The sequence below is a fragment of the Litorilituus sediminis genome, from assembly GCF_004295665.1.
GTDB classification, from domain to species: Bacteria; Pseudomonadota; Gammaproteobacteria; order Enterobacterales; family Alteromonadaceae; genus Colwellia; species Colwellia sediminis.
In genome coordinates, this window is record NZ_CP034759.1 from 2,614,268 (window position 1) to 2,634,075 (window position 19,808).

Sequence of the window (19,808 nt, forward strand, 5' to 3'; positions counted from 1 at the left end):
GAGGGGCTGTGGTTAAAACCAAGCTTCTGGAATGATGATGATGTCACCTGGCAACATATCAACATTCGCTGCGATATTGCCATCTTTTAGCAATTCATCAATCATGATTTCATATTGTTTTTGCTGGCCATTTTCAATGCGAATAAGTACGGCGTCATCGCCATCAGCAAACTCGGTTAGACCGCCCACCCGAATCATGACATCAAGTAAGGTCATGTGTTGTGTATAATTGATTGCTTGTGGCTCTGCCGCTTCGCCAATTACGCGAACTTGTTCGCTAAATGGACCAACGAAGCTGTCAACAGTTACTGTGACTACAGGGTCACGTAAATAGGTGGCTAATATTTCTTCAATAGAGCGAGCTAATTCTGTTGGCGTTTTTCCTGCTACAGGAATATCTTCAACTAATGATGTTGTGATCATACCATCAGGTCTTACTTTAAATGAGCCTGATACTTCTGGGTTTCGCCAGACAAAAATATTAAGGACATCACCAGCGCCAATAAGATATTTATAGGCATTTATATTGGCTGTATTAGATGGGTGTAATGTTGCTGTGGGCAAAGTGCTACTTGAACTGCATCCTGAAACAAAGTAAGCCGAAACAAGTAAAATCACTACTTTTAGTGATTCGGTAAAACGTATATCCATGGTTAATACCTTCATTACATAAATTAATTTTTGTTCAGTTGTTAATTGTATTGCATTTTATCTGTTTTTAACAATTTAAATTAACCATGTGTAAATTAATCGTTAACATTAGCTACATTTTTGGTAGAATTATGCCTGCTTTTTTAGCCGCTAGTGGATATTTAGCCATTAGCGGCTATTTCATGGATTATTTACTTAGGATATCTAGCCTGTTATGTCTAGTTCAAAGTTTCGAGATTTATCTGCAGGGAGTAAGTCTTTAATAATCATTGAGCAAATTTTATTTGCTGGTGCTTTATTTCTAGCTGTTTATGTTAATAGTACTTTGAATATTATTGACTTGCAGCCAATGGCAGATAGCTTTTTGCTACTATATGCCGTTATATTTGCCTTAATTAATCAATTGAGCTCTCTCGCGTTAGGTTTATATAACTCGAAATTAAGAGAGAATTATCGTGGCATTTTTCGCCGTGTATTACTTAGTGTTTCGGTAGCTTTTTTTAGCGCCACGATTATTAATCCATTTTTTGGCTCATCCGTTCTACCCATTGAAGTGCTAGCAATAGCTTCATTATTTAGTGTTTTGCTGGTAAGTAGCTTTCGTTATTTTACCTTTAAAGTCGACTTTTTTGGTTTAAGCAAAAGTCGTGTATTAGTTATTGGCTCTGGTGAACGAGCGGCGATTATTGAACGAAGAATGCGCCGTGATGTTGATAGACAAGACTTTTCAATTCATGGCTTTGTTGTTATGACGGGGGATTCGCCTGATGGTATTAAAGAAGAAACCCGTATTCATTTAGACTCCTCACTGGTTGACTACGCGCTTGCTCATGATATTGATGAAATTGTCGTTGCTAATGACGAAAGGCGTAATAACTTGCCAGTTGATGAGCTGTTTGCTTGTAAAATTCGCGGTATAGAAATTACAGAAATATTAGATTTTATTGAGCGAGAAACTGGGCAAATAGCGGTTAATCTTATTTATCCTAGTTGGGTTATTTATTCTAATGGTTTTGCTTCAAACAACCATTTACGTAACACCTTAGATTGGTTTTTTAATGCGATCATGGCTTTGTTCCTGTTGCTTCTTACTTGGCCAATTATGCTGATAGCCGTTATCTGTATTAAATTTACTGAAGGATTAGATGCACCAGTTTTTTATAAACAAGAGCGTGTTGGTTTAGATGGTGAGTCCTTCAATATTGTGAAATTTCGCAGTATGCGTCTTGATGCCGAGAAACACGGCGCGCAAATGGCCAGTGAAAATGATAATCGTATTACCAAGGTTGGCCATTATTTAAGAAAGTATCGTATTGATGAATTACCGCAAATTTACAATGTATTGCGTGGTGATATGGGCTTTGTTGGCCCTAGACCTGAGCGTCCGCAGTTTGTACAACAGTTAGTAAAAAACTTGCCTTACTATAATGAGCGTCACAATGTTAAGCCAGGCTTAACAGGTTGGGCTCAATTAAAATATCCTTATGGGGCAACGGAAGCTGACTCGTTAGAAAAGTTAAAGTTTGACTTATATTATATTAAGCATCGTGGCTTCTTATTGGACTTGCTTATTTTGATTAGAACAGTAGAAATTGTTTTATTCGGAAAAGGGCGTTAATTGATGGCACCAGTAGTTAATAAGCCAAATACTCAAGTAATGACGGTTGATGTAGAAGATTATTTTCATGTTTCTGCATTTGAAGACAATATTTCTCGCAATCAATGGTCAGCTCTAGAGCTTAGGGTCGAGCGTAATACCTATCGCCTATTAGAGTTATTTGAGCAGCATGATGCAAAATGTACCTTTTTTACTTTAGGTTGGGTTGCTGAACGTTGTCCGCAGTTAATTGCCGATATTGTTAAGCAAGGTCATGAGCTTGCAAGTCATGGTTATGCTCACCAAAGAGCAAGTCAGATGACTATAGAGCAATTTCAATCTGATGTTGCTAAAAGTAAACAGCTTTTAGAAGATGCAGCTGGGCAGGCAATTATAGGCTACAGAGCCCCTAGTTTTTCTTTTAACGATAGCAATACTTGGGTTTATCAAGTGCTAGTTGACTTGGGCTTTGAATATAGCTCGAGTACTTACCCGATAGAACATGATCTTTATGGTGTGCCGCAATGGCCTCGCTTTATGCACCAAAGAGATGAAGGTATTGTTGAGATTCCAATACCAACGATTCGTCATAATGATAAAAATACCGGCATTGGTGGCGGCGGATATTTTCGTTTGTACCCATATTGGCTATCAAAAAAGCGAATAGAGCACTTTTTACAGGCAGAAGCACAGCCGTATAGTTTTTACTTTCATCCATGGGAAATTGACCCTAAGCAGCCTAGAGTAGTGGGTGCTTCATTTAAGTCCAAATTGCGTCACTACTTAAATCTATCTCGTATGGAAGATAAAGTGGTGTGCTTATTAAAGGACTATAAGTGGGATACCATGAAAAGTGTCTACTTAAAAAAATAACCACCTTCAGTTTAGTTAAAATACAGAGAATGGAAACTTGAATAATAACTGTCAAATAGAACAATTAAACTCATCAGAAAATACCCTGTGGGATACTTATGTAAAAGCGCACCCACAAGGTAGCTTTTTTCATTTGAGTGGCTGGAGTAAGGTAATTCACAAGAGTTTTGCTCATAATTGCTACTACTTGCTGGCAAAAAATGCTGGTACAGTTTGCGGCGTGTTACCTTTGGTTGAGGTAAAGAGTAAGTTATTTGGTCACGCTTTAGTTTCTACTCCTTTTTGTGTTTATGGCGGTGCAATTGCTGACTCTGATGAAATTGTTAGGCAATTAGAAAGCCATGCTTGCCAGTTGGCGGAAAAGCTGAGTGTTGATTACTTAGAGCTCAGGTATAAAGATAAGCAAGATGGCTCTACCTTATTGCTAAAACAAGCACATAGTACCTTTGGCTGTATCATTCCAGAAGAAGAATCAGAAATACTCGCTAATATAAGAAAAAAGCAAAGAGCTGTAGTAAGGCATTCATTGAAAAATGGCTTATCCCATTCAATTAAAACGGGGAGCAGTGATTTAACTGATTTTTATCAGTTACTGTCTACTAGCTACCGTAACTTAGGCACACCTATTTTTCCTCAGCATTATTTTGAAAATCTCACTGAAGAGTTCTCAGAGCAGTTAGATATTGCCGTAATTTATGATGATCAAGGTGCGCCATCTAATGCGGTGATGAACTTTTATTTTAATGATCAGGTTTTACCATATTACGGTGGTGGCAATGATGCTGCACGGCAATTAAAAAGCGCCGATTACATGTACTATCAAGTGATGTGTCATGGACGCGAAAAAGGCTGTCGTTGGTTTGATTTTGGCCGCAGTAAAAATGATAGCGGCCCATTTAAATACAAGAAAAACTGGGGTATGGAGCCTGAGTCATTACATTATTACTATCACTTAGTAAATGCTGAGGCTCTGCCAAATTTAAGCCCTAACAACCCCAAATATAAATATTTTATTCGCATGTGGCAGAAGTTACCGTTAAAACTGAGTCAGTTTATTGGTCCATTTCTAGCGAAGTATCTAGGTTAATTTTATGAAAAAAGAGCCGCTACTTTTTCTATGCCATCGCATTCCTTATCCGCCCAATAAAGGCGATAAAATTCGTTCGTTTAATATTCTGAAAAAGTTAAATGAACATTTTGACGTCCATTTGGCCTGCTTTATCGATGATCCGTTTGATAAGCAGTATGTTGATGGTTTAAGAGAGTATTGCGTTAGCTTATTTTATTTAGATCAACACAAGTTGCTCGCTAAAATAAAAGGGCTTAGCTCACTGATAACAGCAAAGCCTATTACTTTACCTTATTATTTTGCCCGTGATATGCAACTATGGGTGAAAAGAACTATTGTTGAACATGATATAAAAAAAGCCTTTGTTTACTCATCTTCAATGGCGCAATACATTGAAGATGAATACTTGCCAAAAGGCTGCGAGCTTACTCGGGTAATTGATTTTGTTGATGTTGATTCTGATAAGTGGCGCCAATATGCTGAGAAAAAGTCAGGTCTAGCTCGATGGATTTTTCAGCGAGAGTATCAGCTGCTTGCTGCTTATGAAGATAAAATTTGTCAGCAATTTGATCATAGCCTGTTTGTATCCCCAGATGAAGCGTCACTTTTTAAAGCTCGTCAATCTTCTGAGAATACGCAAAAAGTACATGGTGTATTAAATGGCGTAGATATTCACTTTTTTGACCCTAGCGCTGATATGACTCAAGAAAGCTTAGTACCAAACGAGCCTTATATTGTCTTTACTGGTGCGATGGACTATTGGGCGAATATCGACTCTGTGCTTTGGTTTGCAGAGCATGTTTGGCCTACTATTATTCAGCATAACCCGCAGGCAAAATTTGCTATTGTTGGTGGTAACCCGAGCGCGCAAGTTAAGGCATTATCTAAGCAGCAGGGTATTGTGGTTACTGGCCGAGTACACGATATTAGACCCTATATTTTACAGGCAAAATGTGTGGTAGCGCCGTTGCAAATTGCTCGAGGTATTCAAAATAAAGTGCTAGAGGCTATGTCATTAAATAAACCCGTTGTTGTCACACCTATGGCAATGGAAGGAATTAATGCCAAACCTAGTGTAGATATTGTTATTACAGAAGATGCGGTTGATTATGCTAATGCTTGTATTACTTTTCTAGATGAACAGAAAAGTCATGATGTTCAAAACCGCCAATGGATAAAAGAGCATTTTACTTGGCAGCAAACCTTAGTGCCTATGCTGCAGTACTTTTCACAACACGAGAGTGACAATGAATCGACAAAATAGTATTCAAAATACGCATTTTATCGTTATTGCTAGTGCACTTTTGCTTGCATGGTTTTTTGTATATCAAAGTGCTGTGCTTGGTATGGAAGCTATTTGGTCGCGCTCTGACACCTTTGCCCACGGTTATTTTATTTTACCTATTAGCTTATGGTTATTGTGGCGTGATAAAGATTATTTATTGAAAGCTCAACCTGAGTTTACTTGGCTTGCCGTGCCATTTCTTGCGGGCTCATTACTGGTTTGGCTAATTGCCTATGCCGCTGACATTAATGTCTTAGGGCAGTTGTCGGCTATTTGTTCATTGATTTGTCTTATATGGCTATTGCTTGGTAATCAACTGGCATGGCGTTATAAATTTCCATTAGCCTACTTAATATTTGCTGTCCCCATGGGAGAGAATTTAATTCCTTGGCTACAAGATGTTACCGCGTGGTTTACGGTAGCATTTTTAAAAATAAACGGTATTCCTGTTTTTAGAGACGGTTTATACATTCAAGTACCTACCGGTATGTTTGAGGTTGCGGTTGCTTGTTCAGGTATTCGTTATTTAATTGCCTCAATTGCCGTGGGAACCTTGTATGCGTACCTAACCTATAGCAAGACCTATAAACAAGTTTTATTTATTTTATTTGCTATTGTATTGCCTATTCTTGCTAATGGTATACGCGCCTATGGCATAGTAGCCATTGCTTACTATTCTGATATGGAATATGCCACAGGCGCAGATCATTTGGTTTACGGCTGGGTATTCTTTGGCTTTGTCATCATGATTATGTTTTGGCTTGGTGGTTTTTTTGCTGACAAAGCTGATGATGAAAACAAGCCAGAAAGCCTTAGCGCTCAAGCGAGTAAAAAGTTAAATAACATAATTCCTAGCACAGCCTTGCTGGCATTACTGGTCAGTTACTTTGTTATTAAAGCCGTACCTGTGGTTGAGCTACCTGAAGATCATGCCAAGGCTAGCGCCCAGTATCACTCAACTTGGGGTATTCAATTTGTTGATGCCATTAAAGTAAGCTATCAAGCGGAGGCTGATGACTTGGAGGTGTTTGTTGCTCAGTATGCTAATAGACAAACTCAAGGGGAGTTAGTTGCTTGGCAAAATGTTACTCATGATTATGAGCGCTGGACTGAGGTTGCTAGAGAAGCCCTAGTGATTGCTAATCAGCCAGTCATGTTAGTGCATTTAAGAGATATTGCCGGTAACCCTCGTAGCTATATATACCAATATAAAATAGGTGACTTTTATACTGTGAGTCGGAGCAAGGCTAAGTTAATGCAGGCCTGGAATAGCCTGACAAGACAATCTGACTTTAGTGAGGTAAGGGCAATATCTTTAGCAGGATCTGTTGACTTATCTAAGGTATCGAAAAAGCTTCAAGCACGGTTTGAGTCGTTATCTGCTGCGGAGTCTTCCCTTGAAAAGTAATGCTCAAGTTAAGCATGTAGTTCATGTGGTACATTCATTTGCAACGGGCGGCTTAGAGAACGGTGTCGTTAATATTATTAATGCGCTACCTGAGAATGAATATCGTCATACCATCGTTTGTGTAACCAACCATGACCCTGAATTTTTTGCCAGAATAAAGCAAGATAACACGCAAATTATTAATCTAAATAAACCCTCAGGCAATAACCCTAAATGGTTGTATCACTGCTGGAAGCTGTTTAGAGAACTAAAGCCTGATATTTGTCATACGCGCAATTTGAGTGCTATAGAAGCGCAGTTACCTGCTTTTTTGGCAGGCGTACCTTATCGAATTCATGGTGAACATGGCTGGGATGTCAGTGATATTGGTGGTACTAATAAAAAATATCAGTTTTTACGTAAACTTTATAAGCCATTGATTCACCAATATGTGGCACTTTCAAAAGAAGCACAAGATTATTTAACTCATGTTATTAAGGCCAAAGCCAGTAAAGTTCGCAGAATATGCAATGGCGTTGATATCGACAAATTTGTCCCTAATCATAATCGCACTTTATTGCCTGAAGGTTTTGCTAAGCAAGACTCGGTAATTTTTGGCACAGTAGGGCGCTTAGCACAAGTTAAAAACCAAACCTTTTTAGTCGAGTCTTTTTTAGAGATCTGGCAACAAAATCCAGCATTAAGGGATAAAATAAGGTTAGTGATTATTGGTGATGGTATTTTGCTGCCAAAGTTGCAGGAAATGGTGTCTGAGTGTGGTGCTAACGCTTGTGTTTGGTTTGCCGGTCGAAAAGATAATGTACCTCAACTGATGCAACAACTTGATGTGTTTGTTTTGCCGTCGCTAGCTGAAGGTATTTCTAATACCTTGTTAGAAGCCATGGCGTCAGGCGTACCTTATATTGCTACCCAGGTTGGCGGTAATGCCGATTTAATATTACCTAAACATTTAGACACCCACATTGTTGAGGTGAATAATAAGGCACAGCTTAACAGCGCAATGCTTGCCTATATAAAGACTCCTGAAAATATCAAAAAAGATAGTGAGTTAGTAAGAAAGCATTGCGAAGAGAATTTTAGTCTAGCAGGGATGGTTGCAAACTATCACCAGCTTTATCAATTTGAAAACAAATAAAGGAAATTAAGAAAATGTGTGGTATTGCTGGACTTTTTCATTTGTCATCAGAGCAAGCTATTCCGTCTGAAATAATCGAGGGAATGAACAATAGCCAGTATCATCGTGGTCCTGATGCCGGTGATTATTTTTATGATCCCGGGGTTGCTTTAGCTCATCGCAGGCTGTCAATCATAGATCTTGAAGGTAGCCCACAACCTATGATGAGCGCCTGTAGTCGTGCGGTTATTGTCTTTAATGGTGAAATTTATAATTTCAAAAGCTTACGTGATGAATTAAAAGCCAAGGGCTATCAGTTTAATACCAATGGCGATACAGAAACGATTTTAAATGCTTATTTAGAGTGGGGTGAGGATTGTGTTCACCACTTAAGAGGTATGTTCGCTTTTGCCGTTTGGGATAGACAAAATCAAAGCCTCTTTATTGCCAGAGATAGACTAGGTATTAAACCATTCTTTTACAGCCTGTTAAGTGATGGCAGTTTTGTTTTTGGCTCTGAGTTAAAAGTTCTTACAGCAAACCCTTTATTTGATAAGAGCTTACGTGAAACAACCATTGAGGATTACTTTACCTTTGGTTATATCCCAGAGCCACACACTATTTATCAAAATGCTTATAAATTACCGCCCGGTCATCGTATTTTACTTAAGCGCGGCGATTTGGCCGTGCCAGAATCCCAAGAATATTGGGATATTCCAACAACAAACTTACCTTCATTGACGGAAGAAGAAGTACAAGCGCAATTAGTTGAGAGATTAAAAGAAGCTGTTGATATTCGCCTAGTTGCTGATGTGGAGCTAGGTGCCTTTTTATCTGGCGGGGTAGATTCTAGCGCAACGGTTGCCTTAATGTCGCAGCTGCAATCAGACCCAGTTAATACCTGCTCAATCGGTTTTGATGTTAAAGAGTTTAACGAAACTGAGTTTGCCAAAATGGTGGCAGATAGATATCAAACCAACCACCGCGTTGAAACGGTAAGTAAAGACGATTTTGATTTGGTGGATAAGTTAGCTTCACTTTATGATGAACCTTATGCTGATAGCTCAGCTATGCCTACCTATCGCGTATGTGAACTGGCTAGAAAGCATGTCACCGTTGCCCTTTCTGGTGATGGTGCTGACGAGTTATTTGCTGGCTATGGTCGTTACCGTTGGCATAACAATGAAGAAAAGGTACGTAGTATTTTACCGCTGCCGTTAAGGAAAGCTATTTTTACACCATTAGGCAAGTATTACCCTAAGTTAGATTGGGCTCCGCGCTTTTTACGCGCTAAAACCAGCTTTCAATCTATGGCGATGGATACAGTTGAGGCTTACCATAACTCAATGTCTATTTTGCGCAAAGATGAGCGTGCCAAGCTTTTCTCTAAAGACTATCAGCAGCGACTTAATGGCTATAGCTCATTAGAGGTCTTTAGACAGTATCAAGATAAAACAACTCAGCTAGATTCAATGAAGGTAGCCCAGTACCTTGATTTAAAAACCTATTTAGTAGGGGATATTCTCACTAAGGTTGACCGTGCCAGTATGGCGCATAGCTTAGAAGTCAGGGTGCCATTTTTAGATCATAAATTTGTTGAGTGGGGCTTTGCTGTACCTTCAGAGCAAAATTTAGTTCAAGGGGTAGGCAAGAAGTCATTAAAACAAGCGATGGAACCACATTTACCGCATGATGTGCTTTATCGGAAAAAAATGGGCTTTGCCGTACCATTAGCCGATTGGTTTAGAGGTCCACTAAAAGAGCGACTCTATGATGGTTTATTATCACAGCAAATGAGAAATTGCGGTTACTTTAATGAAACGCAATTGAAAAACCTTATTGAGCAACATGTCAAAGGTATTCGTGACAATAGTGCGCCACTGTGGACCTTGATGATGTTTGAATCATTTATGCGTCAAAATAAGATAGGGCTATAACAGATGAAAGTGCTCCATGTATTTGATCATTCAATCCCGTTACATAGTGGTTATACTTTTCGCAGTCGCTCTATTTTAAAGCAGCAGCATGATTTAGGCATAGAAACTTGCCATGTTACTAGCCCTAAACATGGTAATGAAGCGGCTTCTGTAGATGAAGTAGACGGTTTAACTTTTTATCGAAGTGCGCCCATTTCAGGCGTTATGGCTAAATTACCTGTGTTAAACCAAATGGCAAATATCGGCCCTATGGTGAAACGTATTTTAGAGGTGATTGACATTGAGAAACCAGACATTATTCATGCTCATTCACCGGCGTTAAATGGCTTAGCAGCACTGAAAGCAGGTAGGCGTGCTGGTTTGCCTGTGGTTTATGAAATTCGTGCTTTTTGGGAAGATGCCGCGGTTGATCACGGTACTTGTAAAGAAGGTGATTTACGTTATCGCCTGACGCGCAAAATGGAAACTCACGTGGTTAAGCATGCAGATGCCGTTACGACGATTTGTGAAGGTCTTAAAAGTGACTTGTTAAATCGGGGCTTTCCACTCGATAAATTTACTGTAATAGCCAATGCAGTAAATATTGATCAGTTTGACATTATAGAGGCGAAAAACGCTGAGCTATTAGCGAAACTAAGACTAGAAGGCTGTCAGGTTTTAGGCTTTTTAGGTTCGTTTTATGCCTATGAAGGTTTAGATTTAATTATTGCTGCTATGCCAGATATTTTGGCTGATAATCCGAATGTAAGGCTGTTATTGGTTGGCGGCGGTCCACAAGAACAAAATTTAAAACACCAAGTAACCTTATTGGGTTTAGAGGATAAAGTTATCTTTACTGGCCGTGTACCACATAGCGAGGTCGATGATTACTATAGCTTGGTCGATTTATTGGTCTATCCACGCAAAAGTATGCGTTTAACTGAGTTAGTAACACCGCTAAAACCGTTAGAAGCGATGGCACAAGGTAAAGTTGTACTGGCTTCAGATGTAGGCGGTCATCATGAGTTGATTTCAGATAGCGAGAACGGCTTTTTGTTTCGCGCAAATGATGTCAACCATCTTGCCCAACGAACGGTAGAGTTACTAAGTGATGAGCAACTAAAACAAAGTGTTATCAAAAATGGTCGTAACTATGTAGAAAATGTACGTAGTTGGAAAAACAGTGTAAGTAATTACTTACCTTTATATCGTTCCCTGTTGGAAGGCTGAACTTAAATGGCGTCAATTAAAAAAGTCACTATTGTTGGTCCTTTAGCGCCACCTGCGGGCGGCATGGCTAATCAAACAAAAAAATTAGCTGACTTTTTGCGCTCAGAGCATATCGATGTGCAGGTAATTCGTACCAATGCCGATTATCGGCCTAGTTTTATCGGTAAGATCCCGGTAGTTAGGGCGGTATTTAGGCTGTTTTTCTATATTGTTTCTTTGCTCAGCAAGTTAAAAAATACTGATGTTATTCATATTATGGCTAATTCAGGTTGGTCTTGGCACCTATTTGCCGCACCAGCAATCGCCATTGGTCGATTATACAGTAAGCCTATTGTGGTAAATTATCGGGGCGGTTATGCGCAGGAATTTTTTGATAAGTCCTGGCGATGGGTGAATTTAACCTTAAGTAAATCACATAAGGTGATAGTACCATCCTCATTTTTGCAAGAGGTGTTTTCTGGTTTTGAGGTAAAGGCTGAGATAGTACCTAATGTCCTTGATGAAGCCTTGTTTTCTCCTGTTAAGTCTACCAGTGAATCATCTAACCCTCATATCATAGTGGCTCGTAACCTTGAGGCCATCTATGATGTCGCCACGGCGATTCAAGCTTTTGCTTTAATAAAAGCGACAATACCCTCAGCAAGGTTATCGATAGCTGGTACTGGTCCTGAATTATCGAATTTAACTAAGCTAGTTGCCCAGTTGAACTTACAAGATGCTGTCACTTTTACTGGCAGGTTATCACCGAGTGAAATGGCTAAGCTTTATCAAAGCGCTGATATTATGCTTAATGCCAGTACAGTAGATAATACCCCCAATGCCATTATAGAGTCGCTAGCTTGTGGTACGCCTGTGGTAACAACTAATGCCGGTGGCATTCCTAAGTTAGTTAGCCATCAACATGATGCTATGTTAGTAGCTATTGGTGACAAGCAATTAATGGCTGAGCATGCTGTCGCCATTCTTAACGATGATAAGCTAGCAGAGAGCATGGTGAATAATGGTTTAAACACCATTAGTAAGTTTTATTGGTCTAATGTTTGGCTTAGCTTAAAAGCTTGTTATCATGATGCTTTGATTCGTAGTAAAACCGCAGAAAAAGCTCAGTAGAAGGACATTATGACAGGGATTTACACTAAAATTGTTGCAAAGTTACTATTTCCTTTACATGAGTGGCTTAAAAAGCATGATACCGTTGCGATTCATAACAAGTTAGATAAAAGCCAATGGTATAGCCAAGAGCAAATATTGACAGAGCAAGCGCAACGCTTGAACAGCTTTATCACTAAGGCTGTTGTTAATGTTCCATATTACCAAGCTTTGTTTGCACAGCTAAAACTAACTCCAGCAGATATTGATAGCGTTGACAGTCTCAGTAAGTTACCTTTTTTAGATAAACAAACCATTAAGGCTAACTTTGAGCAATTACAATCAAGCTGCTCAGGCCCGGTAAGTAGCTTTACTACGGGTGGTTCAAGCGGTAATCCACTGACTTTTTTATTAAGTAATGAACGTGTTAGTCATGATGTTGCAGAAAAGTGGCGCGCTACCAGGTGGTGGGATGTCGATATTGGTGATAAAGAAATTGTCGCTTGGGGCTCACCAATCGAATTAGGCGCACAAGATAAAGTTAGAATCATTCGAGATAAATTGTTTCGTTCAACCTTGATCCCTGCATTTGATATGGATGAAGGCAAGATATTAGGTTTTATCGAGCAAATAATGACGACTAAACCGGCAATGCTTTTTGGCTACCCATCTGTATTTTCATTAATAGCAAAAACAGCTCAGCAGCAGCAGCTTGATTTAACTGATTTAGGAATCAAGGTGGTTTTTGTTACCTCTGAGCGATTATATCCCTATCAAAGAGATCTTATTGAAGAGGTGTTTAATGCGCCGGTAGCTAATGGTTACGGCAGTAGGGATGCTGGTTTTATTGCTCATCAATGTCCTCATGGCAAGATGCATATTTCTGCAGAAGACATCATAGTCGAGATTGTCGATAAAGAGGGTAATAATCTACCAGCCAATGAGCAGGGAGAAATTGTTGTCACTCATTTAGCTACCTCAGACTTCCCTTTTATTCGTTACCGAACCGGAGATATCGCAGCTTTAGATAGTGAAGCATGTAGTTGTGGTCGAGGCTTACCCGTACTTAAAAATATTGAAGGAAGAACGACCGATTTTGTTGTCGCTGCTGATGGTACTATGATGCATGGTTTAGCACTTATTTATGTGCTGAGAGAATTACAGGGTATTGAAGAGTTTAAGATTATTCAAGAAACCCTTAATCATACTCGTGTGCAAATTGTGCCAAGTAATCAACTGAGTGATGAATTGAAAAATGCGGTTGTTTCAGGTTTTAAAGCCCGTTTAGGTGACGAGGTTAAGGTTGAAGTGGAACAAGTGAATCAAATTGATGCGGAAAAGTCAGGTAAATTCCGTTATGTCATAAGTAAGGTAGTAAATTAAATAATGATAGATTCACTTTATTACTTACTCGATATTTGTTGCTTATTGTTTCTTTATCAATGGGCGGTTAAAAAGGATGATGAAGATCCTTCGGATTCGGAGGAATAAACAGTGCGCGATATTGCCGTAACCTTACTGTTTTTCTTTCTAATCTATTACACCTTACGTAAACCTTTTATCGGTGTCGCTGCTTGGGCGTGGATCACGCTTGCATTTCCTGCTGGTTGGGCTTGGGGCTTCTCTACTAATTTTAGAATGAATTTCTCCATAGCTATTTTAACCTTTGTTGGTTATGTATTTATGAAGAATAAGCCGAAATTTAGGCTAGATACCACTAGTTTTCTTTTAGTTATTCTTTGGCTGTGTGCCCTTATCAGCACTATGACCTCGCAATCGCTATTAATCGACTTTGCTTGGGGGAAATTTAGTGATTTTTCCAAGGTGTTGTTGTTTTACCTGGCTATTATTCTCATTGTCAGTAAGAAAGTTCATATAGATACCATTATTTGGTCAGTAGTGCTTTCTGTTTCGTCATTTGCTGCAATGGAAGCGGTTAAGTTTTTATTATCTTTTGGTGGCCACAGGGTTGCAGGTTTCCAGGGGCATATTATTGGTGATAGAAATGATTTAGCCGTAGCTATCAATATGTCTATTCCGTTAATTTTATATTTGGTTGGGCAAACTAAACATAAAATGTTGCGTAGCGGGCTAATGGCTTTAGCCGCTTTAAATGTCTTAGCAATTATAGGTTCATACTCTCGCGGAGGGTTTGTCGGCTTAGTGATTTTAGCGGGTTATTTCTTCTTAAAATCGAATCGCAAGTTCGTTTGGTCGATTGCAATATTGATAACCCTTGGCATTGCATCAGCTTTTGTTCCTAGCCAGTGGGCAGAACGAATGAATACAGTGTCCACGGCCTCTACCCAAGATAACTCTTTTATTGGCCGGATATGGGCATGGAAGATATCGGTTAAAATTGCCAATGATAACTTTTTTGGGAATAGCTTTTTGGCAACGCAAGATCCTATTGCTTGGCATCAATATCGAGAAGAAATTGATAATTTTGGCCCAATAGCAACACCACCAATACCGGAAGAACAATTTGCTAAGGCTGCTCACAGTATTTATTTCCAAGTTCTTGGTGATATAGGCTATATAGGTTTAGTGTTGTATTTATGGGTATTATATTTGTTTTACCGACGGCTAAACCGATTAGTTAAAAAAGCGAAACAGCTTAACATTGAGTGGTGTGAACACTTGGCTCGAATGATGTCTATTTCTTTAGTCGGTTTTGCCATAACTGGGGCGAATGTAAGTTTGGCTTATTTTGATTTGATTTATGTGTTAATTGCGATGAGCTTTGTTCTAGAGAGAAGAATATTAGTAGAGCCCGTTTCCTCTAATAGAGAAACAAGCAGGCACAATTTTATCAGAAAGCGTGCCATGCAGGGATAGCGATGAGTTTTATGAAAAACCAAACAAAGAAAATTATTTTTAAAATTTTTCATCGTTTAGCGTTGAGAGCATCTGAAAATAAAGCGGTTATCTTGAATTTTCATCGCGTTAGTCATCAAAGTGAAACTGAATTTGATGACAGTATGTCTGCGCTTGAGTTTAGAGAAAAAATGCGCTTCTTGAAGCAACATTTCAATGTTATTTCTTTATCAGAGTTAATAGAACGAGCAGAAAGCCAGTCTATTGAGCCGCTAACTGTGGCGATAACCATAGATGATGGCTATCAAGATGGTTACGACGTCATTTATCCTATTTTGAAAGAGTTAGAGCTTAGTGCGACTTACTTTATTGCCACGGAAGGTCTTCAAGCGGGTTGTTTATGGAATGATCAAATAACCGGGGCATTTGAAAATACTAAGGTAAATCGATTAGCGGGCTTTTTAGATTTAGCAGAGTTTGATTTAACGATAGCAAAAGATAAAGCTAAAGCGCATGCTGCGGTTCAGAAAAAGTGTAAATTTATGCCGCTAGAGCAAAGAAGTGCGGCCATAGAAACATTACAAAAAATACTGCAGGTTGATGTAAATAAACAGATTTTTCTGACAAAAGCGCAAATTAAAGAGTTACATGCAAACGGTATGCTTATTGGCGCGCATACCCATCGTCACCCCATTTTGGCATTAGAGCAGGATGCTAACTCGCACTTTGAAATTCTCGAATCAAAAAATAATTTAGAAGCGATTTTGCATGACAAAGTGGATATTTTTGCTTACCCCAATGGTAAAGAGGGGCAAGATTTTAGCCAAGCCCATGTAGATATGCTTGAAGAAATTGGCTTTAACAGTGCGGTGATGACGACTTGGGGGCATGTTACCCCAAAAACCAATAAGTTGATGTTACCTAGATTTACGCCCTGGGATAGTGATGTGACTAAGTTCGCTATTCGCCTTTGTAACTTTTTTCGCAAATAACGCATTATGGCTAAGCAAAAAACAGTCTTGCTTGTGGCATTTGATTTTCCGCCAGCAACTAGCCCAGGGGTTGAGCGCACGTTAAAGTTTGCTAAGTATATTCAACAATGTGGTTGGCAGCCGATAGTGTTAACTGTCAATCAAGAGACATTTAGTCATAGTGAAACTGAGCTTGAACTTGAACATACGTTTCCTGTGTATAGAACATTTTGTTTAGATGTAAGTAAACATCTTGCCTACAAGGGAAAGTATTTTGGCTGGATGAAAAAGCCGGATAGATATTGGGGTTGGTGCTTTACCGCAATACCTAAGGGTGTTGCCTTAGTCAAAAAGTTTCAAGTTAGTGCGGTGTTTTCTACCTATCCTCTACTAACTAGTCACCTTGTTGCCGGAGGCATTGCAAAATTAACGGCGACGCCTTGGCTGGCTGATTATAGAGACCCGTTGCAGTGCTATTACGATGAAGAGGTTTATGACTCGTTTAGCGTGCACAGATGGCTTGATAGATTGGTTATTAAACACTGTACTAAGGCTGTTTTCGTAACAAAAACAGCAATGAGCTTGTACCAGAAATTGCATCCAAGCCAAGAGAAAAATAAGTTTTGTTGTATTGCCAATGGCTTTGATACCAGCAACTTATTACCGCTTGAAGCGGCTGAAATTGAAACAGAACAGCGTTTTGTTTTATTACATACGGGCTCTTTATACGCGAGAGGTAGAGACCCGCAAGTATTGTTTTTAGCTTTATCACAATTAAAAAAGCAGGGTGATATTTCATCAGCTAACTTTGTGCTTAGGCTTAGAGGTGAGCATAACCAAGGTATTTATCAACCAAAAGCGCAGGCACTTGATATTGATGATCTGATTGAGTTTTTACCCAGAGTTAGCCATGCACAGTGCTTGTTAGAAATGCAGCAAGTTAGCGCGTTATTGGTAGTGCAGGGTGATATTTTTTATAGCCAGATACCGGGGAAGTTATATGAATATCTTGCCAGTAATAAGCCAATAATGGCTTTAACCAAGCAAGGTACAGAAACGGCAAATTTGGTTACCAAGGAACATGGGGCTTATCAGGTTAATAGTGTTGAAGACGTGGTGGCACAGATTAAATCACTCGTTAATACCCCAGAGCGAATAAAGCGAGATGTTGATAAATATGAGCGCAAGTACAGAGCATTCGAACTTGCGCAGTTATTAGACAATATTTGTCAAAATGAATTTGAAAGTAAGGGCCTTTAAGGCAATAGAGAGTATGAATAGCAAAAAATTATTATTAACCGGCGGTATAGAGAAAGCGCAAAAGCAAGATGAGTGGTCTGGCTTTCAATTAGCGATTGCCCTCGAGTTAGATGAAGCAACAGGTGAATGCCAGCGAGTTATCGAGTACTTTTCACCAGAAGAAAATCGTCCTGCTAAGCCTGAATGTTCAGTTTTGTTTAAATCGGGTGATATTCAAGGAAATGAACTAGTTGTTTGTACGCAAACAGAAGCCTTGGTGTATGAATTATCAAATTATACCTTAAAACAAAGCTACTCTTTACATGCCTTTAATGATGTTCATCACGTAAAACGTTTGCCAAACGGTAACTTATTAGTATGCGCGACAGGGTTAGATGCCGTGTTTGAGATTAATGTTGCCGGCGATATAGTTGAGCAGTGGTCAACTACAGATACTGAGATATGGGATAAGTTTGAGCAATCGACAGATTACCGTAAAGTGTTAACCACTAAGCCGCATGCTTCACACCCCAACTTCTGCTTTGATTATCAGGGAGAAAAGTTCGTTACTCGCTTTAAACAAAAAGATGCTATCTCTCTGACTGGTGATAAGCGCTTTGATATCGAAGTGGGTGGTCCTCATGATGGTTTTGTTTTAGGTGATGAGGTTTATTTCACTACCGTCAATGGCTTTATTGTTGGCTTTAACATTGAAACAGCAGAAAGAGTATTACTTGAGAATTTAAATGACTATCAAGAGAATACTAAGCGAAACCTTGGCTGGTGTCGTAGCTTGTTAATGACGAGTAAAGATGAAGCTATAGTTGGCTTTAGCCGCATTAGAACAAGTAAGTTTTCTGATTACCTAAGCTGGGTCAAGGAGAAAACAGGAGCAGGTGAGGGTAATGCGCTGCCAAGTCGAGTGGTAAAGTATAACTTTAAAGATAAGCGCATTGAGTGGTCGGTAAATATTGAAGATCATGATATGAATGCAATATTTTCGATTCTTCCGTTAAGTTAGTGACATCAGTTAAAACTGAAAAAGAGATGTAAAGTTTATGTCTGATGTAAAAGGCCAAGTTGTTTCGGGTGTTAAGTGGTCACTTTTTGGCAAGTTAGTATCCCAGCTATTTTCTTGGGTAGTTACCTTTATCGTTATTCGAATATTAACGCCTAACGATTACGGTATTATTGAGCTGTCAACTGCATTAATTACCTTAGGAATAGCGTTAGGTGTAAGTGGTTTTTCTGATGTGATAGTTCAGAAAAAACAACACGATACCAAGCTGTGCGCTCAGGTTTTCACCTTAGCTATTGGCTTTAATGGCGCACTATTTTTGCTAATTTTCTCTAGTGCTGGAGCTGTTGCCAACTGGTATGACTCGCCACAATTAGCAGATGTCATACGCTTGCTAAGTTTAAATATTTTACTGCTGTCTTTTTCTGTTGTTCCTGCGGGTATCTTAAAGCGGGAGATGAATTTTAAGCGCTTGTCGTTAATTCAGATGGTGCAGGCGTTTGTTAACTCTCTGACAACATTAACCTTAGCTTTACTAGGCTTTGAGTACTGGGCTATCGCCTTTGGTAGCTTAATAGCTATGGTAACCTCAGTAATATTATTGAATATTTACAGTGCATCCCACCTTAGGTTAACCACTGACTTTTCTGAGTTTAGGTCACATTTTAACTTTGGTATGTTTACTATTATCAATCGCTTATTGCATTTTATTTTCTTAAAAGCAGATTCGTTTATTATAGGTAAAGTGTTAGGCACTAAATCATTAGGCTATTACTCTGTTGGTAGCCAGCTTGCTAACTTACCCCTGGAAAAAGTGGCTCAAACACTTAATGAAGTGAGCTTTGTTGGCTATGCCAAGGTAAAAGAAGATCGCGCAGCAACCGCTTATTACTATCTACAAAGCAGTAAAATAATAGCGCTAATGGCTTTTTCTATCTTTTGGGGCATGGCCTCAATAGCTGAGCCATTGATCAGCGTGCTATTAGGCGATAAGTGGTTAAATGCAGGTATTATATTTCAGTTATTGGCGTTAGTTATGCCATTTCGTATATATCAGCTAGCAACGCACTCAGCTATTGCCGGTATTGGTCACCCTAAGTTTAATACCCGTAATTTAATGGTGTTATGTGTGGTCATTCCGAGCAGTGTTTATATCGGTTTACAGTGGGATTTAGTTGGCGCTGCACTGGGATGGTCATTAGGCTACTTGCTGTTTTTTGTTTGGATGATTAGGCGATCATTAAAGTTTTTATCTGTGCAGCCAATTGATTTTATTCGCAGTATTTTAGTACCGCTATGCGCAGGTAGTCTTATGCTGCTAGTTAACTTTCTTTTGTATCAATACCTTGGTGAAGAAAACAATTTTACCACATTGCTTTGTTTAATTTTTGCCGGTGCTGTGAGTTTTATTAGCGTGGTGCTAGTGTTTGATAAAAGCTCAGTGGTCAAGTTGAAGAGCTTATTACATAAGTAACTACAACTTGATGATTTTGTTGTTTTTTTGCGGTATCTCTTATGCAAACCTGGGTAA

General features: G+C 39.1%; 16 protein-coding genes. 15 read left to right on the forward strand and 1 reads right to left on the reverse strand.

The features are described from left to right. Window positions 1-12: 12 nt before the first annotated feature. Window positions 13-651: an XrtA/PEP-CTERM system exopolysaccharide export protein gene (locus EMK97_RS11695; RefSeq protein WP_130602372.1), complete on the reverse strand. Its 639-nt coding sequence runs from the start codon at window positions 649-651 to the stop codon at window positions 13-15. 214 nt (window positions 652-865) lie between these two features. Here EMK97_RS11695 and EMK97_RS11700 point away from each other — a divergent pair, with 214 nt between their 5' ends. From EMK97_RS11700 to EMK97_RS11770, 15 genes are all read left to right on the forward strand, one after another. Then, entirely contained in the window at window positions 866-2,269 is a 1,404-nt protein-coding gene (locus EMK97_RS11700; RefSeq protein WP_130602374.1) for a TIGR03013 family XrtA/PEP-CTERM system glycosyltransferase, read from the forward strand. Between the two features lie 3 nt (window positions 2,270-2,272). Next, complete coding sequence (locus EMK97_RS11705; protein WP_130602376.1) at window positions 2,273-3,121, forward strand: XrtA system polysaccharide deacetylase; 849 nt, start codon at window positions 2,273-2,275, stop codon at window positions 3,119-3,121. Window positions 3,122-3,158: 37 nt separating this feature from the next. After that, window positions 3,159-4,208, forward strand: coding sequence for a FemAB family XrtA/PEP-CTERM system-associated protein (locus EMK97_RS11710; RefSeq protein WP_130602378.1), 1,050 nt, complete (start codon window positions 3,159-3,161; stop codon window positions 4,206-4,208). Window positions 4,209-4,212: 4 nt separating this feature from the next. Beyond that, complete coding sequence (locus EMK97_RS11715; RefSeq protein ID WP_130602380.1) at window positions 4,213-5,454, forward strand: TIGR03087 family PEP-CTERM/XrtA system glycosyltransferase; 1,242 nt, start codon at window positions 4,213-4,215, stop codon at window positions 5,452-5,454. Further along, a complete protein-coding gene (gene xrtA, locus EMK97_RS11720; protein ID WP_130602382.1) occupies window positions 5,438-6,883 on the forward strand; it encodes an exosortase A in 1,446 nt (481 codons plus the stop codon). The genes EMK97_RS11715 and xrtA overlap by 17 nt, the downstream gene beginning before the upstream one ends. Then, window positions 6,873-8,018 carry a TIGR03088 family PEP-CTERM/XrtA system glycosyltransferase gene (locus EMK97_RS11725; protein WP_130602384.1) on the forward strand — a complete coding sequence of 382 codons (1,146 nt, stop codon included), beginning with the start codon at window positions 6,873-6,875 and terminating at the stop codon, window positions 8,016-8,018. The genes xrtA and EMK97_RS11725 overlap by 11 nt, the downstream gene beginning before the upstream one ends. Before the next feature lie 14 nt (window positions 8,019-8,032). Further along, window positions 8,033-9,934 carry an XrtA/PEP-CTERM system amidotransferase gene (locus EMK97_RS11730; RefSeq protein WP_130602386.1) on the forward strand — a complete coding sequence of 634 codons (1,902 nt, stop codon included), beginning with the start codon at window positions 8,033-8,035 and terminating at the stop codon, window positions 9,932-9,934. Window positions 9,935-9,937: 3 nt separating this feature from the next. Continuing rightward, the gene (locus tag EMK97_RS11735; protein WP_130602388.1) at window positions 9,938-11,143 is read left to right on the forward strand and encodes a TIGR04063 family PEP-CTERM/XrtA system glycosyltransferase; all 1,206 of its coding nucleotides are present in this window, start codon (window positions 9,938-9,940) and stop codon (window positions 11,141-11,143) included. 6 nt (window positions 11,144-11,149) lie between these two features. Next, entirely contained in the window at window positions 11,150-12,253 is a 1,104-nt protein-coding gene (locus EMK97_RS11740) for a glycosyltransferase (RefSeq protein ID WP_130602390.1), read from the forward strand. Between the two features lie 9 nt (window positions 12,254-12,262). Then, complete coding sequence (locus EMK97_RS11745; protein WP_130602392.1) at window positions 12,263-13,615, forward strand: phenylacetate--CoA ligase family protein; 1,353 nt, start codon at window positions 12,263-12,265, stop codon at window positions 13,613-13,615. Window positions 13,616-13,726: 111 nt separating this feature from the next. Continuing rightward, a complete protein-coding gene (locus tag EMK97_RS11750; protein ID WP_130602394.1) occupies window positions 13,727-15,070 on the forward strand; it encodes a putative O-glycosylation ligase, exosortase A system-associated in 1,344 nt (447 codons plus the stop codon). Window positions 15,071-15,081: 11 nt separating this feature from the next. Beyond that, window positions 15,082-16,041 (forward strand): polysaccharide deacetylase family protein, encoded by a 960-nt coding sequence (locus EMK97_RS11755; RefSeq protein WP_170176750.1) that lies wholly within the window; start codon window positions 15,082-15,084, stop codon window positions 16,039-16,041. Between the two features lie 6 nt (window positions 16,042-16,047). Further along, the gene (locus tag EMK97_RS11760; RefSeq protein WP_130602398.1) at window positions 16,048-17,280 is read left to right on the forward strand and encodes a glycosyltransferase family protein; all 1,233 of its coding nucleotides are present in this window, start codon (window positions 16,048-16,050) and stop codon (window positions 17,278-17,280) included. Window positions 17,281-17,293: 13 nt separating this feature from the next. Beyond that, a complete protein-coding gene (locus EMK97_RS11765; RefSeq protein ID WP_130602400.1) occupies window positions 17,294-18,280 on the forward strand; it encodes a hypothetical protein in 987 nt (328 codons plus the stop codon). Window positions 18,281-18,317: 37 nt separating this feature from the next. Further along, on the forward strand, window positions 18,318-19,751 hold the full coding sequence (locus EMK97_RS11770) for a lipopolysaccharide biosynthesis protein (RefSeq protein WP_130602402.1): 1,434 nt from the start codon (window positions 18,318-18,320) through the stop codon (window positions 19,749-19,751). The last annotated feature ends 57 nt before the right edge of the window (window positions 19,752-19,808 follow it).